Here is a 21,507-nt window from a genome sequence, read left to right as displayed (position 1 = left end):
TATTTCCCCCTAATATAATGGATACTTTGTGCAAAGTTTAGCTACAAGCTCTCTCGCCTGCGCATGTACTTTTTCATCTTCCGGATGATCAAGTACCATTGCAATGATGCTTGCAACTTGTTTCATATCTTCTTCTTTAAAACCACGAGTCGTAAGTGCAGGCGAGCCAAGACGTATACCACTTGTTACAAATGGACTCAATGGCTCAAATGGAATTGTATTTTTATTTGCTGTAATTCCAATATCATCTAATAATTTTTCAGCAACTTTACCTGTTAAATTTTTGCTGCGCAAATCGACAAGCATTAGATGATTATCTGTACCACCAGATACGATATCAAAACCTTTTTCAATTAAGGTTTGAGCTAAAACTTTCGCATTCTTAACAATTTGTTCTTGATAAGCTTTAAATTCAGGGCTTAATGCTTCTTTAAAAGCAACTGCTTTTGCTGCAATTACATGCATTAATGGACCACCTTGAATTCCTGGAAAAATCGCTTTATTGAATTGTTTCCCAAATTCAGCATCTCTTGTTAAAATGAGACCGCCACGAGGGCCACGTAAAGTTTTATGCGTAGTCGTTGTTACTACATCAGCATAAGGTACTGGACTTGGATGAAGTCCGGCTGCAACTAAACCTGCAATATGCGCCATATCTACCATGAGATATGCACCAACTTTTTTTGCAATTTCACTTGTTCTTGCAAAATCAATTGTTCTTGCATAGGCGCTTGCGCCGACAACGATTAGTTTAGGTTTGCATTCTTCAGCTTGTTTTTCTAAAGCATCATAGTCAATTTTTTGCGTATCCTCGCCAACACCGTAAGGAACGATATTAAAATATTTACCTGACATATTTACAGGGCTTCCATGTGTTAAATGCCCGCCATCAGTAAGGTTCATTCCCATTACTGTATCACCGGGTTGTAACAAGGCAAAGAATACCGCCATATTTGCTTGCGCACCTGAATGAGGTTGAACGTTTGCATAGCCTGCACCAAATAATTCTTTTGCACGGGCAATCGCAAGTTCTTCAACAACATCTACACATTCACAACCGCCATAATAACGTTTTCCTGGGTAACCTTCCGCATATTTATTCGTCAATACAGAGCCTTGAGCTTCCATTACTGCTTTACTTACAATATTTTCTGAAGCAATTAATTCCAACTTATTGCGTTGACGATTTAATTCATTATCAATCGCTTGGGATATTTCTGGATCTACCGTTGCAAGAGTATCTAGAATAGACATTTTCAAATTCCCCCATAAATAAAATTTTTAATAATCATCTATCATCAAACTTTTTATATACAGCACGACTGCCGCCGATAAATTTTGGTCGCGTTCGTGCTGCGATAAGTATAGCTTGTCCAATTTGTCTTATTTGTAAGCGAACCGGAACTGCCACGTGCTTCAAATGCATCCCAATTAAAGTCGCACCAATGTCGAGTCCCGCGTGAGCTGAGATCGTCTCTACAACAACAGGATCACAAAACTCCTCCATTGCCCTCTGTCCCAATGATCCACCCGCATGAGCAACAGGAACTACACTGACGATTTCCAACTGATATTTTTCAGCCACTTCACTTTCTACAATGAGTGCACGGTTCAAATGTTCACAACATTGTATCGCTAAATAAATTCCATAAGTATCACAAATTTCTCTAAAGCTTTTCATCAAAACTGCTGCAACTTCTTTCGACCCAGCCGTACCAATGATCGATCCAATAACCTCACTGGTGCTGCATCCAATTACAAGAATTTGTCCACGTTTCAAGCCTGCAATTGAAATTAATTCTTCCAATGCAGATTTAGCTTGCAGCCTAATTTCTTCTAGATCCATTTTTAAGACTCCTTTTACACATAAGCTATTTTTCTTCTGCAAAAGTACAAATCTTATCCCATAATCTCTCAATCAACTGTGAAATCTGCTGCGCACATTCTTGGTAAGTCATCTCATCTGCACCAAAGGGATCGGCAATATCTATCTGGCTATCTGCATATTCAGCTAAAGAATAAACTTTTCCCTCAATCGATGGTACAGCCTGCAAAATCCCTAGCTTATGCTGCTTTGTCATCGTTAAAATTAAATCCGCTTCTTCTAATATGGGCAACGTCAATTGTGTTGCTACGTGATGATCTAGAGATAACCCTTTTGATAGCATCGCTTTTCTTGCCCCACTTGTAGCAACAGACCCTACCGAAACTGCTAATCCCGCTGATTTAACAATGATTTTATCATCTAAATGCTGATTGCTTATTTTCTCTCTAAGCAAAGTTTCCGCCATCGGGCTACGGCAAGTGTTTCCCGTACACACAAATAAAACTTTTACCATACCAAGCAAACTCCTTTTGCACTTAAAACTTATCTCTGACTATTTTAGCATATCATCACGGATAAAAAAACATTTTATCCTAACAAATTCCACAAAATCTGTCCACCCAACAAAATAAGCGCAAATCCGCCGATTCGTTCTGCATATTCACCTAAAAATCGCCCTGCCTGTCGCCCTATATTGAGTCCAATAAGAGAAATAATAAAAATTACACTACCTAAAATTATATTTAACTTAATTAAATTGACATCTATCATTCCTATCCCAAAGCCTATAGCTAAAGCATCTATACTTACACTAAAGGCCAAGACTATTAGGGTCATTCCCGTTAATGGATTATTACATTGCACATGCCCAATATTCTGAGTGACTAGACTTTCCCGAATCATTTTCACACCTAATCCGGCTAAAACAACACCTGTAATCGCACCAGCCCAATCTCCTAACATCAATACGGATAAGCCACTTTCTGCCCCAAATCTATCAATTAATTTTCCTAAAAACCCCCCAATGTAGCAGCCAGATAGCAACATAGTGATATGAAAGGTTGCAAAGACTATACTTGCTTTTATTATGACACGTTTTTTTAGTCTATTCATCCCTATTGGAATTGCTATAGAAAATAAATCCATCCCCAAAGCCACACTCATAATAAACAATTCAAGATCAGTCAATCATTATTCCCTCCGTTTACATACGAATAATCTCCTTATTTATATGAAACAGAATGGAAACTTATACACTATAGCGTAATAATTCTATACCCACTCGCTTTATACATACGATTCATAATTGCTAAACCAATCCCCATTTTATCTATTCCTTCAGCATAAATTACATCAACTTTATGGTCATCAAAAAATCGCAAAGCCCGATAAAGATTTCCTGCAATCGCTTTCATATCCCCACGGGTTCCATAAGAATAAGTTAGCACATCATTAGAAATCCCTGCAATAAGCTCATCACTAGCAATTATCCCAAGCCGTTTTTTCTCGTCAACCGCTTTTCTAATGTAGCTTTTCATCTCATCTTCAATCTTATTCGGTGCGCCCTCTAGAATAAACATCGGTGCGCTTGGCGCATAATGATTTTGCTCGATGATGTCCTCTTTCATTTGTACCGATCCTGCACCGACTACTTGACGCAACATTTCTAGCGTAATCACTCCAGGACGTAAAACAGTCAGTACCTCTTGTGTGCAGTCAATAATTGTCGAATCAATTCCAACTGCACAATCCCCTCCATCGACAACTGCACTAATTTTCCCCTGTAAATCATCGAAAACTGCCACAGCCGAAGTCGGACTCGGTCGCCCCGATGTATTTGCGCTTGGCGCAGCAATTGGGATATCCGCAAGGCGAATAATTTTCCGCGCAATTTCATGGTCAGGAATACGAACTCCAACGGTATCCTTGCCATTCGTTACAATATTAGGCACAATGTTCTTACGTTTCAAGACAAAAGTAATCGGCCCTGGAGAAAAAGCCTTAATTAATTTTTTTGCCTTATCACTCACATCAGTGACTACCTTTTCTATTTGACTTACATCTGCCAAAAGCAACGATAGTGGATTGCTCAACGACCGCCCCTTTGCGCGATAAACATGTGCCACAGCTTCAGAATCAAATCCATTTGCCCCTAAACCATATACAGTTTCCGTTGGAAAGGCTACCAAGTTCCCGCTTTTTAACAAACTAGCTGCAAGCTTAAGCCCCTCCTCATCACCTGACGAAATCAATTTTGTTTCCATAACAAACTTACTCCTGCTTTTTCATTATGACAACACGGTCAATATTGCCATAATCTTTTATTATTTCAAAATGATTAAACGCACCGGTTTCTCTGCCTATATCAGCAACATCCTCCGCCTGATAAATGCCGACTTCAAAGGCCATAAACCCATTTGGTTTCAAAAATTTTATCCCCTCTTGAATAAGGCGGCGATAAAAATCTAATCCATCCTTTCCACCAGCTAAAGCACCATATGGTTCACATTTTACTTCTGGCTCTAACCCAGCGATATCCTTCTCGGGAATATAAGGAGGATTTGAAATAATTGCATCAAATTGTCCAGCTGATAAACTATCGTAAACATCACTTTTTACAAACTCAAGGCGCATATCTACGCCATGCCTGATTGCATTTGATTTTGCTACCGCTAATGCTTCCGAAGAAATATCAACAGCAACTCCACTAACATTTAAGCAGTTCGCTAAAATAGATACCGCAATTGCGCCACTTCCTGTTCCGATATCAACAATATGTACATTTCCTAGTTCTTTCAAACGTTCAATCACATTTTCCACTAAAATTTCAGTATCAGGACGAGGGATTAAAACGGCTGGAGACACGGAAAAATCCATACCCATAAATTCTTTTTCCCCTAGAATATAAGCCACAGGGATTCTTTTTACCCTCTGCTTTATCATTTCACGAAACCTACCTAGTTCCATTTGTTGCAACGGCTGATCAAAATGTACATATAAATAAATTCGTTCCTTGCCTAAAACACGCGAAAGCAGTACTTCCGCGTCAAGGCGTGATGATTCGACGCCTTTGTCATTGAAGTACTGCTCTGTCCACTTTAAAATACTGCCAATTGTCCATATTTCACTTTGCTTCGTCATCTTAATTAACCTGCTTCAACTTTTCACTCTGATCGGCTGTAATCAGAGCGTTGATTAATTCTTCTAATTCACCATTCAAGATAAAGTCTAATTTATGAAGGGTAAGTCCAATACGATGGTCAGTTACTCGCCCTTGTGGGAAGTTATACGTACGAATACGTTCACTGCGATCGCCTGTCCCTACTTGACTCTTACGATTTTGGGCAAGTTCACTGCGTTGTTCTTCTTCGGCAAGTTCCAATACTTTCGCTCTTAACACACGCATAGCCTTATCCTTATTTTTAAGCTGCGATTTCTCATCTTGACATTGTACAACGATTCCCGTCGGCAAATGCGTAATCCTCACTGCGGATTCCGTTCGATTGACATGCTGACCACCTGCACCACTCGCGCAATACGTATCAATTCTAAGCTCATTTTGCTTAATATCTACATCAACTTCTTCCGCTTCTGGCAATACAGCAACGGTAACTGTCGAAGTGTGAATGCGTCCGCTCGATTCAGTTGTTGGCACACGCTGTACTCGATGCACACCACTTTCATATTTAAATTTGCTATAAGCACCATAGCCTGCAATAGCAAAAGATACTTCTTTGAACCCACCGAGTTCTGTAGCATTCGCATCGAGAACTTCTACACGCCAACCTTGAATTTCTGCATAACGAGTATACATTCTAAATAGATTTCCGGCAAATAGCGCCGCTTCATCCCCGCCAGCACCACCGCGAATTTCAACGATAACGTTTTTATCGTCATTCGGATCTTTTGGTAAAAGCAAAATTGGCAATTCCGCTTCTAATTTTTCTTGACGATCTTTCAGCTCCGATAATTCCGCTTCTACCATTTTGCGAAAATCATCATCCAATTGTTCATTAAACATTTCTTTTGCATCGTCAATTCCTTGACAGACTTCTTTATATTCACGAAATTTTTCTACAATAGTTCCAAGGCTTGCATGCTCTTGGCTGTACTTTTGCCATTTCGGCATATCCGCAATAATTGACGGATCACTAATCATAGATTCTAATTGTAAATATTTATCTTCAACTGCCTGTAATTTATCAAGCACATTATCACCCCATACATCAGTATCTTAATTTACTGGTGCTGGCTTTACTGCTTCCAAAGCTTGTATCGCCACTTCCACCTGTTCATCATCCGGCTGATTCGTCGTAATTTTCTGCAACCACAGTCCAGGTAAAATTGCCAGACGAATAAAGGTATTGCTGCTATGTCCTGCAAATTTAATAATTTCATAAGACACGCCAGCAACAACTGGTAGTAAAATAACCCGTGATAGAATTCTCAACCACAAATCAGGCCATCCCAAAAACGCAAACATAATAATGCTCACAATCATAACAATCAATAAAAATGCAGTTCCACAGCGTGGATGTAAAGTGCTGTGTTTTTGCACATTTTCTACAGTAAGTTCTTCACCTGCTTCATAGGCATGAATCGTTTTATGTTCAGCACCATGATATTGAAAGACTCTCTGAATATCTTTCAGCCGCGAAATCCCGTAAATATAAGCTAAAAAGATTAACATTCTCAGCCCGCCTTCGGCAAGGTTAAGCCACATCGGATCAGTAATAGACGAGTGAATATATTTCGCCGCCGCCGTAGGAATGATTACAAATAAAACTATCGCCAACCCTAGGGAGAAGACCATCGTCATCAAAATCTCACGATCGGTCAATTCTTCGCCTTCTTCCCCTGCCAGTTTTGCAGAATAAGACAGCGACTTTAATCCTAGAATAAGCGATTCACCTAATGCTACAACCCCACGAAGCATTGGTTTCTTTAAAATAGGATACCTTTGGGTTATAGACGAAACTTTTTCAGTTTTTACACTTATTTTTCCTGATGGCTCGCGAACAGCTGTAGCCACGTATTCAGGGCCACGCATCATGACCCCCTCGATTACGGCCTGCCCACCGACAGTTGGTTTTGCAGTCATGGCACTCCCCCCTTTAGTAATTATATCCAATTACAAATGAAGCAGAGCATCACTGCTCTGCTTGTCATTCATCTTATTTCGCATAACGTTTATTGAATTTTTCAATACGTCCGCCAGCAGTGATATCACGTTGACGACCAGTAAAGAAAGGATGACATTTGGAGCATACATCTACACGAAGTTCTTCTTTAACGGAACCTGTTGTAAAAGTATTACCGCATCCACAAATAACTTTTGCTTCTTTGAATTCTGGATGAATTCCTTGTTGCATTGTCTTGCACCTCACTTTGTCCCATGGAAAATACATGGATAAATATTTTAAATGCACCAGCATCAGATAAGCCTTCACTTTCTCACAAACGAGATAAGCATAGCTATTCTTGACAGATTCGAAACTGCAATTAAACACACTTATGTTTATTACCAGACAATTATAGCATACAGGTCAATCAAGCGCAAGATGAATTTCAACATTTCTCTTGGTAAAAACTATTCACTATCAACGATAACTGCATTCATTTCCTTCATCAAATCAGCAATCGCATAATCGGCTACATTTAACAGCCGTACCACCGGTCGCATTGGAAATCCTTCGTTTTGTTTCTCAACAATCCCAGCTCGTCCATCATTTAAAGTTACCATACTTCCCACTGGATAAGTTGCAATATGGTTCAAAAATAATTCAATAATTTCTGCATCAAACTTAATTCCGGCATTTAGCGATAAATATTCCATCGCCAAATAAGATGGCATTTTCTTTCCTGGCTCAATTTCGCTGCTCGTAAGTTCATCATATACATCACATACAGCAACAATCCTAGCCATTTCATGCAAATCATTTCCTTTTAGTCCACGTGGATACCCTGTTCCGTCAAGACATTCATGATGCCCCCAAATAATCAACTTAGAAAAAGCGTCTACATCCCATGAATTTTTTACCGTTTCATACCCAAGCTTTGGATGAGAGCGATAGATTTTTTTCTCCTCCGATGTCATTTTTTCTTCTGGTTTTCTCACAATATCCTCTGGTAATAGCGCTAGTCCAATATCGTGTAAAATTGCTCCAGTTCCAAGATACATCAGCTGTTTTTCACTATATCCCTTAGCATGTCCAATGATTAAAGCAAGTACAGAAACATTCACTGCATGTCCATAAAGATAATCATCTGTATTTTTCAAGTCTGTCAAATTCACAATAACAGTTTTGTTCGTTAAAATATCATCAATAATGGATGTTACAACGTCTTGAATTTCATTTATATGTATTCTCTGCTTGTTCAACAGCTTTTTTAGCATTTCGCCAACAACACGTCGTCCCTCATTACGTGTTTCTTGTTTTACCACATCGTCAATTTCAATGCCTCGAGATTCATCATCCTCAACATAAAGATAGAAAATACCCATCTGTTTAAACTTTTCTTTGTACCTTACAAGGTTTGTTGCTCCCTCATTCAATAAAACAATACCGTGTTTTTGAAATAGCGGGCGAGCTAAAACCATATCATCCTTCAAATTTTCTATTCTTATTACTCTCACGACAAAGTCCTCCTTTAACAGTAGATACTTTCTATCTCTCGATTAAAGCATTTTTATCTTATTTAAATTGCGTCTCATTAAGCACATTCCCTACGCTTTTACATAATGACTAAAACTGCCGATAATAAGTTGAGGGAAACATCGTTTAATCTCTTCAATAAAAAACCTTGTTCCATACATTTTCCCTTGTGCCTTTGGCATAATTTCTAAAAATGCATCAGGGTCAATATTTAAATTTCTAAGCTGGATCATATCAATTTTCGTCTCTGATAAAAATTCTTTCCATGCAGTTATCTCTTCTTCACGATCATTTAATCCTGGGAAGAAAAGCATATTCAGCGATACATAAACACCTTTTTCTTTTGCATAATTAATGGATTCTTTGACATTATCCAAGGAATAGTTGCCTCTATAATATGCTTGATAGCTATCTGCCCTTGCACTAATAATACTGACACGCATCGTATCAAGTCCTGCATCGACAATTTTTTTTATTCCTTCCGTATATCCAGCATTTGTATTGATATTGATTTGTCCACGATCTACCTCATTGCGAATCAAGCGAATACCTTCTGCAATATTATCAGCCGCAAGGGAAGGTTCGCCTTCGCACCCTTGACCAAAACTAATAATCGCTTCTGGTGCATTTACCAAATGATAAATACCAACTTCAGCAATTTCTTTCGGGGTCGGCTTAAAATCAATACGGTTTTGTGGAGATGGGCAACACTCCGACGGTTGTAAGGAAATGCAACCAAAGCAGTTTGCATTACAAGCTGGCGATACGGGGATTCCTGCTTCCCAGCGACGATAAAACAAATTTTGCGCTGTACAACAATGCCACTGAAGTGAACACTTCCCAACCTGCTCAACAATACGGTTGTTTGGTAAATCCTTTTTCGTACGCGTAACAAGTTTCTTTAAATCGCGTGTATTATAATTAAGCGGTTGCCATTTCTCATTCTCATCAGTATAAATCGCAGCTACATAAAGTTCATCTTTATACAATACAACAGCAGTATACCCATAAAGTGGTAAAACGCTGTCCTCATCCTCAGCTTTTGCAAACGCCGGCATAAAAACTCGCGTATATCCTGCCGGTAAAATTGCTGCAACAGCACGACCTGTAATTGGAACAATTTTACCGTTTTGTTCGCCTAAGGCAAGTCTGCCTGGCAAAAACATTAAGTCCGCCCCCTCTGGCAGGGGAATTAAATCCTCTTTTTTCAGCACTACATTTTGATCGCCAATCCGTCCGACACCGTGAAAATCAGGATGGTCAAAAATCTCGCCATTTTCATCGGCATATAAAGCTGTTATCATTTCCATCCCCCTATCATTTTTTTGGATTAAACTTATTCATTGCTTTGTCAATTCCATCTTTCACAATTGATTCAACTGCCGGTACTAAATCAGTAACGACTTTGGCAATCACGTCTTGTTCTTCTCTTGTAAAATTAGCCAATACATGTGCATTAACAGTCCACCCTGCTTGTGGTCTGCCAATGCCTATGCGAACTCTTGGAAATTCTTCTTTTCCAAGATGAACAAGCATCGACTCCACCCCTCGATGACCGCCCGAACTGCCACGTTTACGCAGACGAATTTTTCCTACCGGTAAGTCCATATCGTCATAAATCGCAATAACATCATCAAGCTCCGCTTTATACCAGCGAAAGATTTGCCCAACTGCACTGCCACTTAAATTCATATAAGTCTGCGGCTTTACAAGCAAAATCGTTTCTCCATTCAATTTTACCTCTGCAATCAATGCATCAAATTTATTTTTCCAATTCGTTACCTCATAATGACGTGCCAAGGCATCCACTGTCATAAAGCCGATATTATGTCTTGTATATGCATATTCATCGCCTGGATTTCCAAGTCCTACAATAATCTTCAATGTTCTTCCACCTCATCACAATAAAAAACACAAGCTGTTACCTATAGCAACAGCTTATTTATCATCAGATATATCTAAATTATATCATTATTCGTATAATATATGAACTATTCGCTATTTTAGCAACATTTTATTAATGGTAAATTTATTATTATCATATCATGACAATTTAATATTGCCAATAAAATACTTTTAAAGATATTTTGTAATAAATTCTAATAATAAAGCTATCAATTTTTCCTAATCTTAAACGAAAAAATTTTTTATATAAAAAGTGCCATCATAAACCTATGATGGCACTTAAAAACATCAATAAAGAATTTCAATTTATATAAATACAAATTCAGTTATTATTTTTGAAACAATTTACTGATTGAACCCTTCTCATATACACAAACAATACCTTCAGCAAAAGCTTCAGCGACTGATAAACATTTAATTTTATCAATTTTCTTCTCTTCAGCTAACGGAATACTATTTGTAATAATCAATTCTTTAATACAAGAATTTTGAACGCGTTCCGTCGCTGGATCACTCATAATCCCATGTGTACAGCAAGCATATACTTCTTTTGCACCCATTTTTTCTAAAGCGCGAGCACCTTCAACTAATGAACCAGCAGTATCAACAATATCATCAACAATAACTGCTGTTTTGCCTTCAACATTACCAATAATATTCATTACTTCAGCAACGCCAGGCATTGGACGACGTTTTTCAATGATTGCAATTGGTGCGGATAATCTATCTGCTAATTGTCTAGCTCTTGTAACACCACCTAAGTCAGGCGATACAACAACAACATCTTCTAATTTTTTTTCTGCAATATAACGGGCAAGAATTGGTACTCCTACAAGATGATCTACTGGAATATCAAAAAAGCCTTGAATTTGGCCTGCATGTAAATCCATTGTCATTATGCGGCTTGCACCGGCAGTCGTTAAAAGATTTGCTACTAATTTTGCGGAAATAGGTTCGCGACCACGTGTTTTACGGTCCTGACGCGCGTATGCGTAATAAGGAACAACTGCTGTAATCATTTTTGCCGAAGCACGTTTACAAGCATCGATCATAATCAATAATTCCATCATACTGTCATTTACTGGTTGACAAGTAGGCTGGATAATGAATACATCTTTACCGCGTACACTTTCATCAATCATCACTTGTGTTTCCCCATTATTAAAGTGACCTACATAAGCACTTCCTAACGGTACACCCATATATTCAGCAATTTCTCTAGCTAGTTCCGGATTGGCATTACCTGTAAAAATACGTAGATTTTTGCTATCCGCTATTTTCATTTATAACATCCTCCAAAGTTTATATGTTTAAATTATTTTTTTCGTTTGTCATGCCAACCTTCAATATTCGTTTGGCGCGCTCTTCCTATCCCGAGTGCAGCAGAAGGTACATTTTTCGTTATCGTCGAACCTGCACCAACGTATGCCCCTTTTCCTATCGTAACTGGAGCCACTAAATTCGAATTGCAGCCGACAAAAGCATCATCTTCTATCGTTGTACGAGATTTAGTCTTTCCATCATAATTTACCGTAATCGTTCCGCATCCCATATTTACGCCACTGCCTACATCAGAATCACCAATATAGCTTAAATGTGGTAATTTGGAACCACTTCCTATTATCGAATTTTTCACTTCGACAAAGTTTCCGACCTTTACGTTTTCGCATAATTTTGTTTTTGGACGCAAATGTACATAAGGGCCAACAATCGCACCTGATCCTACTTCACATTCATGCGCATAAGCAAAATGCATAGTTACACCGTCACCAATTGTCGTATCTGTCAACCTAGTATTTGGCCCAATTTCGCAGTTTTCTCCGATAACCGTATTGCCTTCAATCCAAGTAAATGGATAAATAATCGTATCTTTACCCACGACTACGTCAGTATCAATAAACGTACTTGATGGATCCATAATCGTAACACCATTTTCCATTAATTCCACAGCTTTGCGCTCGCGTAATATACGTTCCGCATTTGCAAGCTGTGCCCTTGAATTGATACCAAGCGTTTGCTCATAATCATCTGCCGTAACTGCCCATACTTTTTCTTTCTGGTCGTTTAAAATGGAAAATACATCTGTCAGGTAATATTCGCCTTGTGCATTGTTGCAATTTAATTTCGCTAACGCACCGAATAAAGCTTCTCTATCAAAGCAGTAAATTCCTGAATTCACTTCATCCACTAACAACTCTTCAGAATTTGCATCTTTTTGTTCAACAATTTTGCTAACAGAACCATCCGCTAAGCGTATAACGCGACCATATCCAGTCGCATCTGGCATTTTCGCAGTTAATACTGTGGCCTTTGCTCCAGCTTTTTGATGCTCTTCATATAGTCTTTTAAGTAAACTACCTTTAAGTAATGGCGTATCTCCACAAAGTACCATTACTGTCCCATCAAAGTCTTTTAATACTTCCTGCGCCTGCATTACTGCATGGCCAGTACCTAATTGCTCAGCTTGTTCTACAAATTCTGCTTGATTGCCAATTGTAGATTTTACTACATCACCACCAAAACCAACAACAACAATATTACGTGTCGCTCCCGCTTGGTTTGCCGCATCTAAAACTTTTTCGAGCATTGCTTTGCCGCCAACTTTGTGTAAGACCTTTGGCAATTTGGATTTCATCCGTGTTCCTTTGCCTGCTGCCAAAACAACAGTTAACAGACCTGCCATAGTATCCCTCCAAATCTAAACTTTCCGTATACCGACTAAAAATAATTAAAGACTCTATGTTAGGCAAAAATATCCCAAAGCACTAGAGTCATCCGTTCACCAACTCTACCTTTCGACATATTCTTCCGTTTTCCTGCTCTATCTGAGCAAAACATAAAGCCCCATCCAAATTATCACGAAGTACAATGTATACAAAATATTTCCCTTTCTTATTGTAGAAAGTATCGACATTCTTTGCAATACTTTCTATGAAAAATTTGTCTTTTTCGTCAAAAAAGTAAAAAAGCACTGCAGATGCAGCACTCTATCAATTTTTCATAAGTGACTGGAAATATTCATTTGCTACTTGTAAATCAGTTGTCTTGTCAACATCCATACCAATTTCTGCATAATTAGAGCGGATGACTGTTCCGTCAATTCCTGTAAGCTCCAAAAAATGCTGTTCAATTTTTGTCAGAGTCAATTTGCCGATAATAAATTTAAGCAAAAATATTACACCAAATTTTTTCGCTAATCGCCATGGCTTCTTTCGATCCTCTACCATTTTATTGGCAAGATCTATGCATTTATCAATAACTTTAGGATTTACTAAAAATATATTTCCTCCAGTAAAAGTTCCATCTATAATTTTGACAAATGTGCGTTGACATCTTGGAAATTTAGCTTTACAACATGATTTTTCGATAATTGGATAATAAAAGTCACGATTCATGGATTCACATTGCATTAAAAAATCATCAATCGCTTCTGCTGTTAAAAAAGGAATATCCGTTGCAACAATCAGCACTTTGCGATTACCACTTAATGATGCCATGCCATTTCGTACACTCTCCATAATCGTGCAACCATTCGAAACAAAATTAACTTTACCAGACAATTGCGTTTTTGACAAGACCTCAACTGCCCCAACAACAAAAATCTCGTCAATTTTTTCACTTTTTTTCAAAGCATCGACAACAAAATAAAGCATAGGGCGACCACCTATGTTTAGTAAAGCCTCATATTCACCGTTTCCGATTCCTGCGCCTTTACTCTTTCCGCCTGCTAAAACAATAGCATCGTACATAGTAAACCTCCTATGCTTATCTACCTATGTATAAAATTCTTATGAATCCTATTTTACTTATTTACAATTTCTTCTTTATTTATACCTTCCATATTTTGCAGTAAAATATGTTCAGAATTTTCCATATGTTCTACAGCCAATCTTTGGGCAAGCTCTACATTTCCCTGCGCGATTGCTTCCACTAAACGGCTATGCTCTTCCAATGTTTTCTTTAAACGACCTGGATATGACATCGATGCTGAGCGGAACCTTGTCAATTGTTCACGTAAATTAAAAATAATCCCGACCAAGCGTGTATTGCGACTCGCCTGATATAACAAATCATGAAATTCAGTATCAGCAGCAACAATTTTTTCAATATCATCTTGTTCAATATATTCGCTAATCATTACCAATAAACGTTCTAATTTTTCCAATTCTTCAGCAGTAATTCGTTCAGCTGCAAGTCCACTTGCCAAGGCATCCAGTGTAGTTCTGATTTCAAAAACCTCATTAATGTCACGAATAGAAAGATTTGCTACATATGTGCCACGTCTCGGCAACATAATCACATAACCTTCCAGCTCCAATTTTCTGATCGCTTCACGCACTGGCGTGCGGCTTACGCCGAGCTCATCGGCAAGTTGAATCTCCATTAATCGTTCTCCAGGCTTTAGCACCCCGCCCCGTATTGCTTCTCTTAAGGTTTCACAGACCACTTCACGAAGTGGTTGATAGCTATCTAATTTTATTGGTGCCAATTTTCGTTGCATTTTCTCTTCCCTCAATTCTCCGAAACAGTTTTTGTTAAAATCACCTGTACATTGTCTATATCCGATAATTTTTCTACTATGTATTCAGCTTTTTCTTCATCATCCACCAATCCAAATACAGTTGGCCCACTACCACTCATCAAGCTTGCTAATGCACCATGTTTGCACATTAAACGTTTTAAATGAGCAATTTCATTATGGGCAGGAATCGTTACACTTTCTAATACGTTACAAAGATGCTTACAAATCCCTTCTAAATCACCATTTTTAAGCGCTGCAATCACTGCATCCGTATCTGCCCACGCTTCAACATTATCCGCTTTAAAATTCTGATATGCCCATGCCGTAGAAACACTCGCTTGCGGCTTAGCTAAAATAACGAAGCATTCCGGCATAGTGGGAAGCTTTTCAAGAATTTCACCTCTGCCTTTAGCGAGCATTGTCCCCCCTTGAATACAAAACGGCACATCAGAACCAATTTGCGCCCCCAGAGCACAAAGCTCCGGTACTTTTAACCCTAAATTCCACATTTCATTTAATGCAACAAGTACTGCGGCGGCGTCAGTACTTCCACCAGCGAGTCCCGCTGCAATTGGAATCCGTTTAGTTAAATCAATATATAACCCTTTATCTAGCTTAAAGGTTTCCATCACAAGCGCTGCTGCTTTATATGCTAAGTTACGCTCTGCGCTCGGTAGTCCAGGAATATTGCTAATCACCTGAATACCGGCTTCTTTTTCTTGCTCACGAAAAGTTAAAACATCCGATAATTCTACCGACTGCATAATCATCATCACATCATGATAATTATCCTGCCTTTTTCCTAAAATATCAAGACTTAAATTAATCTTCGCTCGTGCATCGATTCTTATCATTCCCCATCACCCATCTACTTTTTTTAAATCCTTTACCTCATCTTGCGTCAAAACTTTATCAATGTCTAATAAAGTAATCAGCCTTAAATTATATTTGCAAATCCCAGTAATATATGTCGTGTCTAATCTAGCTGCTGCCGGCGGCAAGTCTATATCATCCATTGGAACACGAATCACCTCATCTACGCAATCAACAATGATACCAACCATCTGCTGATTTATATCCACGATGATAATTCGGCTTTCATCAGTAGCCGGTTGAATTGATAAGTTAAAGCGAGGTCGTAAGTCAACGATGGGAATAATCTCCCCCCGCAAATTTATAATTCCTTCCACAAATAGCGGGGCATTGGGCATTTTTGTTATTGGAAGTAACTTAATTATACTTTTAACCTTTGTAATCGGCAATGCATACTCTTCTTTAGCAAAACGAAATACGGTAACTTGTAATTCTGTGCTCATTTTATGGCCTCCACTTCTATGTAATATAAAAGGAATAGAATAAATTAGACTTGATTCAATTCAACTGAATCTTAGTCATACTTATCCAAGGACTTGTCCGATCGGTACAACCTTCACTCATGAAAAATGAGAGTTTACGCGCGGATGAGTCATCAGATAAAAATATCTATACTTAGCCATTTTATTCTACATAGAAGTTATTTTTGCCTGCATAAACCGATAAAAATTTAAATCGTTCTCCTTTTTACATTATGTTTCTCTTTCTCTATTGCTAAAACTTCATATTTCCCTTCTATTTTTGATTCTTTTTCTTCTTCAAATCGTTTTTTCATTTGCATAACCGTCCTCATCACTACATCGTATAATTCATAGAATACAACGATAAAATCATCTTTTTGCGCATGGTTTAACGCTAATTCTACAGCTTGACGCTCATCTAAAATCACCTTGATTTTTTCTGCTGCAACGCCTGCAGCTATTACACCTTTTTTTAAAAGTTCTGCTGTCTCACCACGGTTTCTACCTCTTAAATCACTATCTTCTTTGATATATATTTCATCAAATCCAAGTCCTGCAACTCTACCCAATTCCACAATGCTGTTATCTTGCCGATCGCCAGGAGCCGCAATTACACCGATGATTCTACCTTTGCCCAATTTACGCGCAGTAGCAATCAGTGCTTTATATCCGTCCATATTATGGCCATAATCTACACAGACAGAAAAATCACGAATCTGGATAACCATTAATCTTCCATTATTTTGCGCAAAGTTTCTTAGCCCTTTTCTAATATATTGATCATTAATTCCATATGCATGAGCTGCCGCTGCTGCAATTAAAGCATTCTGTACATTGTGCAACGCTTTTCCATACATAGTAACGGGGATATCACTAATTGCAACTAATTCTTTCATCTTATCCCCATGTGCTGCATAAATTTTGTCATCTTTGATAAAGACACATTTGCCACCAATCCCTAAATGCCGTTTTATCCATTTATTTTCCGCTTGTATGCTTGTATATACAATAGGGGCACACACCCTAGATGTAAAATACTCGGCAAATGTATCATCCGCATTGATAATTGCTGCACCATTTTTGTCCACCATTTCCAAGATAAGCGATTTAATATATGCCAAATCCTCTAAGCTTTCTATTCCATCCTGTCCCAAATGATCTTCACTAATATTTGTAATAATTCCAACGTCACAACGATCAAACCCAAGCCCTGCCCGCACAATGCCACCTCTGGCAGTTTCTAATACCGCAGCGGAAACTTTTTTGTTTGCTAAAATCATTTTCGCACTGTCAGGTCCACTACAATCCCCTTTAAACATACATTCATTATTAAGAAAAATCCCCTCTGTATTTGACATACCAACTGCAAACCCCGCCTGTTGATAAATACTACTAAGCATACGCGTAACTGTTGTCTTTCCATTCGTTCCCGTGATTGCAGTAATCGGAATTCTTCCCGTTTGTTCATATGGATAAAGATATTCAACGATTGCACCACCTACATCTTGAGGTTGTCCAGCACTTGGATAATGATGCATACGAATTCCCGGCGCTGCATTCACTTCAATAAACGCACCATTGCCACTTACTAAAGGCTTTGTAATATCTTTTGCAATAATATCAAATCCTGCAATATCTAATCCGACAATCTGTGCTGCATACTCTGCAAGTTTTGCAGTCTCTTCATGAACTCCCTTCGTAACATCGACAGCAGTTCCTCCTGTACTTAAATTTGCAGTAGCTCGAATTTGAACAACACGCTTTGCTTCTGGAACTAAGTGGGGTGTTAATTTTTGTTTTTCCAATACTGCTAATGCCACATCATCAATCACAATTTTGCTTAATGGTTTATCATGTCCATCACCACGTAATGGATTGCTGTTGATAATTCTGACAAGTTCCTCTACCGTATGTTTTCCATCACCAATCACATAAGCAGGAATCCTTTCTGACGCAGCTACCATCTTTCCATCTACAACACAAATACGATATTGCCTGCCTACGATATATTCTTCAATCAATACATATTCATCATAAGCGGCCGCAATACGAAAAGCTTCCCTAATATCTTTTTCATTTTCTACTTCTACTGTAACCCCGCGTCCATGACTTCCAGTAAGAGGTTTAACTACAACTTTTCCTCCAAAATGATGAAATGCTTTCACTGCTTCTTCTTCTCGCTCAACGATTTCATTTCTAGGTACAGGGACATTATGCCTAGAAAGAAGTTGTGTCGTTAAATATTTATTTGATACTAAATCAGCAGCGACAAGGCTCGTTTTTTCTGTAACTGTCGACCAGACTTTCTGCCGATGAATCCCTTGCCCTAGCTCTAATAAATCCTCTTCAAAAAACCTTTGCACCGGAATATTTCTTTGCTTTGCTGCCTGATAAATCGTTTGCGCGCTAGGTCCTAACTGCACTGCCTGCCAGACCTTTTGCACTTTTAACAATTTCGTTTTCAAATCATACGGTTGTTTGAAAATTACAGCATTTAACAGCTCTTCACCAATCTTCGCACAACGTCTTGCTACGCTTTCATAATAAAACGCCACAATCACGTCATAGATATTATCCTGCTTCGTTACACGCGCCTTACCATAAGAGACATCGTCTCCGCACTCATTTTGCAACTCTAATACAATATGTTCAAAAATATGTGCTAAATAAGTACCTTCATATAAGCGTTTTACAAATCCGCCTTTTTCCCCTAATGCACATTGATGGTCATTTAGATTGGGTAAAAACTCCAATAATCGCTCATTAAAACCATCAATCTGGCAGCTTGATACATCTGTAAATTTACCTAAATCAACTTTACACCATAAAACTGGATGATGGCTAAATACATTAGGCCCTGTTAACGCTTTTATCTCAACGATTTTCACAATAATCCTCCTAAAATTGTTTAAAACATTCTCCAAATTCTTAGGTAGTATGGCAAAACCAATAACGGCAGCCTTATCTATCTTTCTCATAAGGAATTCGGGTACAAAGGTCAAACCCGAATCCATATGGTAATATGTGCAATTTCACATTTGTAATTGCCAACGCTTCAAATCGACTGGATTCTGAAATATTCGAATGAAGAATTGCTCTGCCATCAACAATTGTCACCGTCTGTGATCCAATCACACTGCATTTATTTCCTTTAACTAAAAGTGCAGTATCTTCATCAATACCAATCCCTAAAACATTGGGATTTTGTGCAACGATTGCAAGCAAACGATTAATTCTTCCCCTCTGAGCAAAATGCTGATCAATGACTACACACTCCAAAAGCCCCATTCCTTGGGCTAATGAAATCGATGATTTTTTCGGCGTTTCACTCGAATCTCCGCCAACAATCATAATCTGACTCATCACCGATGCCCCAGCACTAGTTCCCGCGATCACAGCCCCCCGTTTAAAGCCAGCAACAATTTCTTGATTTACAGTTGATCCGCCGAGAATGCTCGTTAAACGCAGTTGATCTCCACCTGTGAAAAATATCCCCGTATATTCTGCAAATGAATGTCCGATTTGCTTTTCACTTGCTTGCAAACGATCAGCAATATGAATGATATCCACCTGCTCAGCGCCAAGTTGATTAAAAATCGTTTGATATTCACGGCCAACTTCTTCTGGCAGTTCCGTGGCAGTAGTTAAGATAGCGATTCTAGCCTTCCTTTCTCCTGCAAGCTCAACAAACTTTTTTAAAATAGTACAATCGCCAGCTTTGTCTTCATTACCGCCAATAATTAGCAATACTCCTTCATTTTTACTATGCATAATATCCTCCGAATCCATACCTTAGAATAAACAAAGTTGTTTCAGTAAGAAGTTTAACAGCTACTGAAACTGACGAAGAATCCAAAACTTTACACACTCTTACATCTTCAAAAAACGAAATACTAAAACACATCAAACATTGGATAACCCCGGTTCTATTCATATAATCCAAGAGCTCACGGTATCTCTACTTTATTTTAATAACGAAAAAGTAAAAATACGGTTAACCATTGGATTAAACTTCATCTTCTATAGTATTTTCCAAGAAAGCACGCTTTATATACATTTATTTTCAAAAACACATTCATCTATTTGTTATCATAAGATATATTAAAACCAAAAGGAGCGATTCATATGGCAAAAAAAAAGGTCGCATCAAGAATTGCAAAAAATCCAAAAATTATTATCATAAAAAATGAGCGTACATTGACGCTCTATAGTAATAATTCACAAATTCTTCAATATCCAATTGCAATAGGTAAACCATCTACACAGACTCCTGTTGGCAACTACCTTATTGCAAATAAAATTACAAATCCCGGCGGAAATTTAGGCACTCGTTGGATGGGGCTAAATTATGATGCCTATGGTATACATGGCACCAATCAACCTTGGTTAATCGGCAAAATGGTTTCTAATGGCTGCATAAGAATGCACAACCATAACGTAGAACAATTATTTGAGTTCATTGAGCTCGGTACTCCCGTGTACATTCGGGATTGATGCAATAATTTTTCCCGTGATGTCTTCAACTATATCTCTGCGGCATTTGATAAAGTGACCAATTGCCGCTTTATCTTTTTCCTGCATCCCCCACTCCTCCGGAATTTTGCAGATAAATTCTTCAATTTCTTCATCTTTTATCAATTTAATTTTGTTCATATATTCTGTAAAATCCTCTTTTTTTAAATCGTGTTTTAATAATGAACCGAACGCCCGCCTCTTATTCAGTTTAAATTGATGGACTAAAGTCGGTAATTTTTCTGTCAACCATCTGCCGCTGCCAAACAAATGTGAATTGTCGATCGCATACATTTGATAGCCAGCTTCTACCTTAGAAATCAAAATATTTTTTCCATTCAATGTTCTATCCTCATTTAGCATAAAATGGTCAAATAAAATCACTCCAGCAAATTCCGGTTTATTGATTACGTATGGCATATGATAATAATGCACATATTTTGTTTTTTTTAAATACCGACTGGCAAAATGAATGCCAGCTTTCATTTTTATATGCAACCGCCGATTTTGCGAAATAAACTCATCGCTTAACTCTATACAATCACTAAAAGGAAAAGGTAAATTTAACTTCTTCCCCATCCATGCTGCAATATATTCATTCACTAACACTTTCGTTCCCAAGCGATTATTTTTCATTTTTACAACATAAATATATCCATCATCCGCTTTTATTAAGCTGGGAGATGTAACACCTACACCAACCCGCCCCATATACATATCTGCTTTTAGCATCTGCATTCCCCCCCTCAACTG

General features: G+C 38.2%; 22 protein-coding genes. 1 reads left to right on the top strand and 21 read right to left on the bottom strand.

The genetic code is table 11. From position 1 onward, the window contains the following. Window positions 1-9: 9 nt before the first annotated feature. From glyA to P3F81_RS01045, 20 genes are all read right to left on the bottom strand, one after another. Complete coding sequence (glyA, locus tag P3F81_RS01140) at window positions 10-1,254, bottom strand: serine hydroxymethyltransferase (RefSeq protein ID WP_147667143.1); 1,245 nt, start codon at window positions 1,252-1,254, stop codon at window positions 10-12. A gap of 34 nt (window positions 1,255-1,288) precedes the next feature. Then, window positions 1,289-1,846, bottom strand: coding sequence for a TIGR01440 family protein (locus P3F81_RS01135; protein WP_147667145.1), 558 nt, complete (start codon window positions 1,844-1,846; stop codon window positions 1,289-1,291). Between the two features lie 25 nt (window positions 1,847-1,871). After that, on the bottom strand, window positions 1,872-2,339 hold the full coding sequence (locus tag P3F81_RS01130; protein WP_147667147.1) for a low molecular weight protein arginine phosphatase: 468 nt from the start codon (window positions 2,337-2,339) through the stop codon (window positions 1,872-1,874). Window positions 2,340-2,413: 74 nt separating this feature from the next. Continuing rightward, window positions 2,414-3,013 (bottom strand): manganese efflux pump MntP, encoded by a 600-nt coding sequence (locus tag P3F81_RS01125; protein WP_147667149.1) that lies wholly within the window; start codon window positions 3,011-3,013, stop codon window positions 2,414-2,416. A gap of 68 nt (window positions 3,014-3,081) precedes the next feature. After that, window positions 3,082-4,089: an L-threonylcarbamoyladenylate synthase gene (locus P3F81_RS01120; protein ID WP_147667152.1), complete on the bottom strand. Its 1,008-nt coding sequence runs from the start codon at window positions 4,087-4,089 to the stop codon at window positions 3,082-3,084. 7 nt (window positions 4,090-4,096) lie between these two features. Continuing rightward, window positions 4,097-4,966: a peptide chain release factor N(5)-glutamine methyltransferase gene (prmC, locus tag P3F81_RS01115; protein ID WP_147667154.1), complete on the bottom strand. Its 870-nt coding sequence runs from the start codon at window positions 4,964-4,966 to the stop codon at window positions 4,097-4,099. Between the two features lies 1 nt (window position 4,967). Continuing rightward, window positions 4,968-6,035, bottom strand: coding sequence for a peptide chain release factor 1 (gene prfA / locus P3F81_RS01110; RefSeq protein ID WP_147667156.1), 1,068 nt, complete (start codon window positions 6,033-6,035; stop codon window positions 4,968-4,970). Window positions 6,036-6,059: 24 nt separating this feature from the next. Continuing rightward, a complete protein-coding gene (locus P3F81_RS01105; protein ID WP_147667158.1) occupies window positions 6,060-6,926 on the bottom strand; it encodes a DUF1385 domain-containing protein in 867 nt (288 codons plus the stop codon). A gap of 73 nt (window positions 6,927-6,999) precedes the next feature. Further along, entirely contained in the window at window positions 7,000-7,197 is a 198-nt protein-coding gene (gene rpmE / locus P3F81_RS01100; protein WP_147667160.1) for a 50S ribosomal protein L31, read from the bottom strand. Between the two features lie 218 nt (window positions 7,198-7,415). After that, window positions 7,416-8,462, bottom strand: a complete 1,047-nt coding sequence (locus tag P3F81_RS01095; protein WP_147667162.1) for an HD-GYP domain-containing protein — start codon at window positions 8,460-8,462, stop codon at window positions 7,416-7,418. Between the two features lie 90 nt (window positions 8,463-8,552). After that, the gene (locus P3F81_RS01090) at window positions 8,553-9,791 is read right to left on the bottom strand and encodes a radical SAM family protein (protein ID WP_147667164.1); all 1,239 of its coding nucleotides are present in this window, start codon (window positions 9,789-9,791) and stop codon (window positions 8,553-8,555) included. Between the two features lie 7 nt (window positions 9,792-9,798). Continuing rightward, window positions 9,799-10,365, bottom strand: a complete 567-nt coding sequence (pth, locus tag P3F81_RS01085; RefSeq protein ID WP_147667166.1) for an aminoacyl-tRNA hydrolase — start codon at window positions 10,363-10,365, stop codon at window positions 9,799-9,801. 350 nt (window positions 10,366-10,715) lie between these two features. After that, entirely contained in the window at window positions 10,716-11,669 is a 954-nt protein-coding gene (locus tag P3F81_RS01080) for a ribose-phosphate diphosphokinase (protein ID WP_147667168.1), read from the bottom strand. A 32-nt stretch (window positions 11,670-11,701) separates the two neighbouring features. Further along, window positions 11,702-13,069, bottom strand: coding sequence for a bifunctional UDP-N-acetylglucosamine diphosphorylase/glucosamine-1-phosphate N-acetyltransferase GlmU (gene glmU, locus P3F81_RS01075; RefSeq protein WP_147667170.1), 1,368 nt, complete (start codon window positions 13,067-13,069; stop codon window positions 11,702-11,704). A gap of 307 nt (window positions 13,070-13,376) precedes the next feature. Continuing rightward, window positions 13,377-14,135 (bottom strand): nucleotidyltransferase family protein, encoded by a 759-nt coding sequence (locus P3F81_RS01070; protein ID WP_147667172.1) that lies wholly within the window; start codon window positions 14,133-14,135, stop codon window positions 13,377-13,379. Between the two features lie 53 nt (window positions 14,136-14,188). Continuing rightward, window positions 14,189-14,887 carry a GntR family transcriptional regulator gene (locus P3F81_RS01065; protein WP_147667174.1) on the bottom strand — a complete coding sequence of 233 codons (699 nt, stop codon included), beginning with the start codon at window positions 14,885-14,887 and terminating at the stop codon, window positions 14,189-14,191. Window positions 14,888-14,898: 11 nt separating this feature from the next. After that, the gene (gene ispE, locus P3F81_RS01060; protein ID WP_147667176.1) at window positions 14,899-15,762 is read right to left on the bottom strand and encodes a 4-(cytidine 5'-diphospho)-2-C-methyl-D-erythritol kinase; all 864 of its coding nucleotides are present in this window, start codon (window positions 15,760-15,762) and stop codon (window positions 14,899-14,901) included. A 6-nt stretch (window positions 15,763-15,768) separates the two neighbouring features. After that, the gene (locus P3F81_RS01055) at window positions 15,769-16,224 is read right to left on the bottom strand and encodes a chemotaxis protein CheW (protein ID WP_147667178.1); all 456 of its coding nucleotides are present in this window, start codon (window positions 16,222-16,224) and stop codon (window positions 15,769-15,771) included. 227 nt (window positions 16,225-16,451) lie between these two features. After that, the gene (gene cphA, locus P3F81_RS01050) at window positions 16,452-19,130 is read right to left on the bottom strand and encodes a cyanophycin synthetase (protein WP_309320542.1); all 2,679 of its coding nucleotides are present in this window, start codon (window positions 19,128-19,130) and stop codon (window positions 16,452-16,454) included. 73 nt (window positions 19,131-19,203) lie between these two features. Further along, window positions 19,204-20,013, bottom strand: coding sequence for a cyanophycinase (locus P3F81_RS01045; RefSeq protein ID WP_147667182.1), 810 nt, complete (start codon window positions 20,011-20,013; stop codon window positions 19,204-19,206). A gap of 354 nt (window positions 20,014-20,367) precedes the next feature. On the opposite strand from P3F81_RS01045, the gene P3F81_RS01040 reads away from it, so the two are divergent. Further along, window positions 20,368-20,736, top strand: coding sequence for a L,D-transpeptidase (locus tag P3F81_RS01040; RefSeq protein ID WP_147667184.1), 369 nt, complete (start codon window positions 20,368-20,370; stop codon window positions 20,734-20,736). On the opposite strand, the gene P3F81_RS01035 is transcribed toward P3F81_RS01040, so the two are convergent. Beyond that, window positions 20,689-21,486, bottom strand: a complete 798-nt coding sequence (locus tag P3F81_RS01035; protein WP_147667186.1) for a HipA family kinase — start codon at window positions 21,484-21,486, stop codon at window positions 20,689-20,691. The genes P3F81_RS01040 and P3F81_RS01035 overlap by 48 nt on opposite strands. Window positions 21,487-21,507: the final 21 nt, after the last annotated feature.

It is taken from the genome of Selenobaculum gibii (genome assembly GCF_030273445.1).
Taxonomy (GTDB): domain Bacteria; phylum Bacillota; class Negativicutes; order ICN-92133; family ICN-92133; genus Selenobaculum; species Selenobaculum gibii.
Note: the sequence above shows the minus strand (reverse complement) of the source record. Positions and strands in the feature narration are given on the sequence as shown.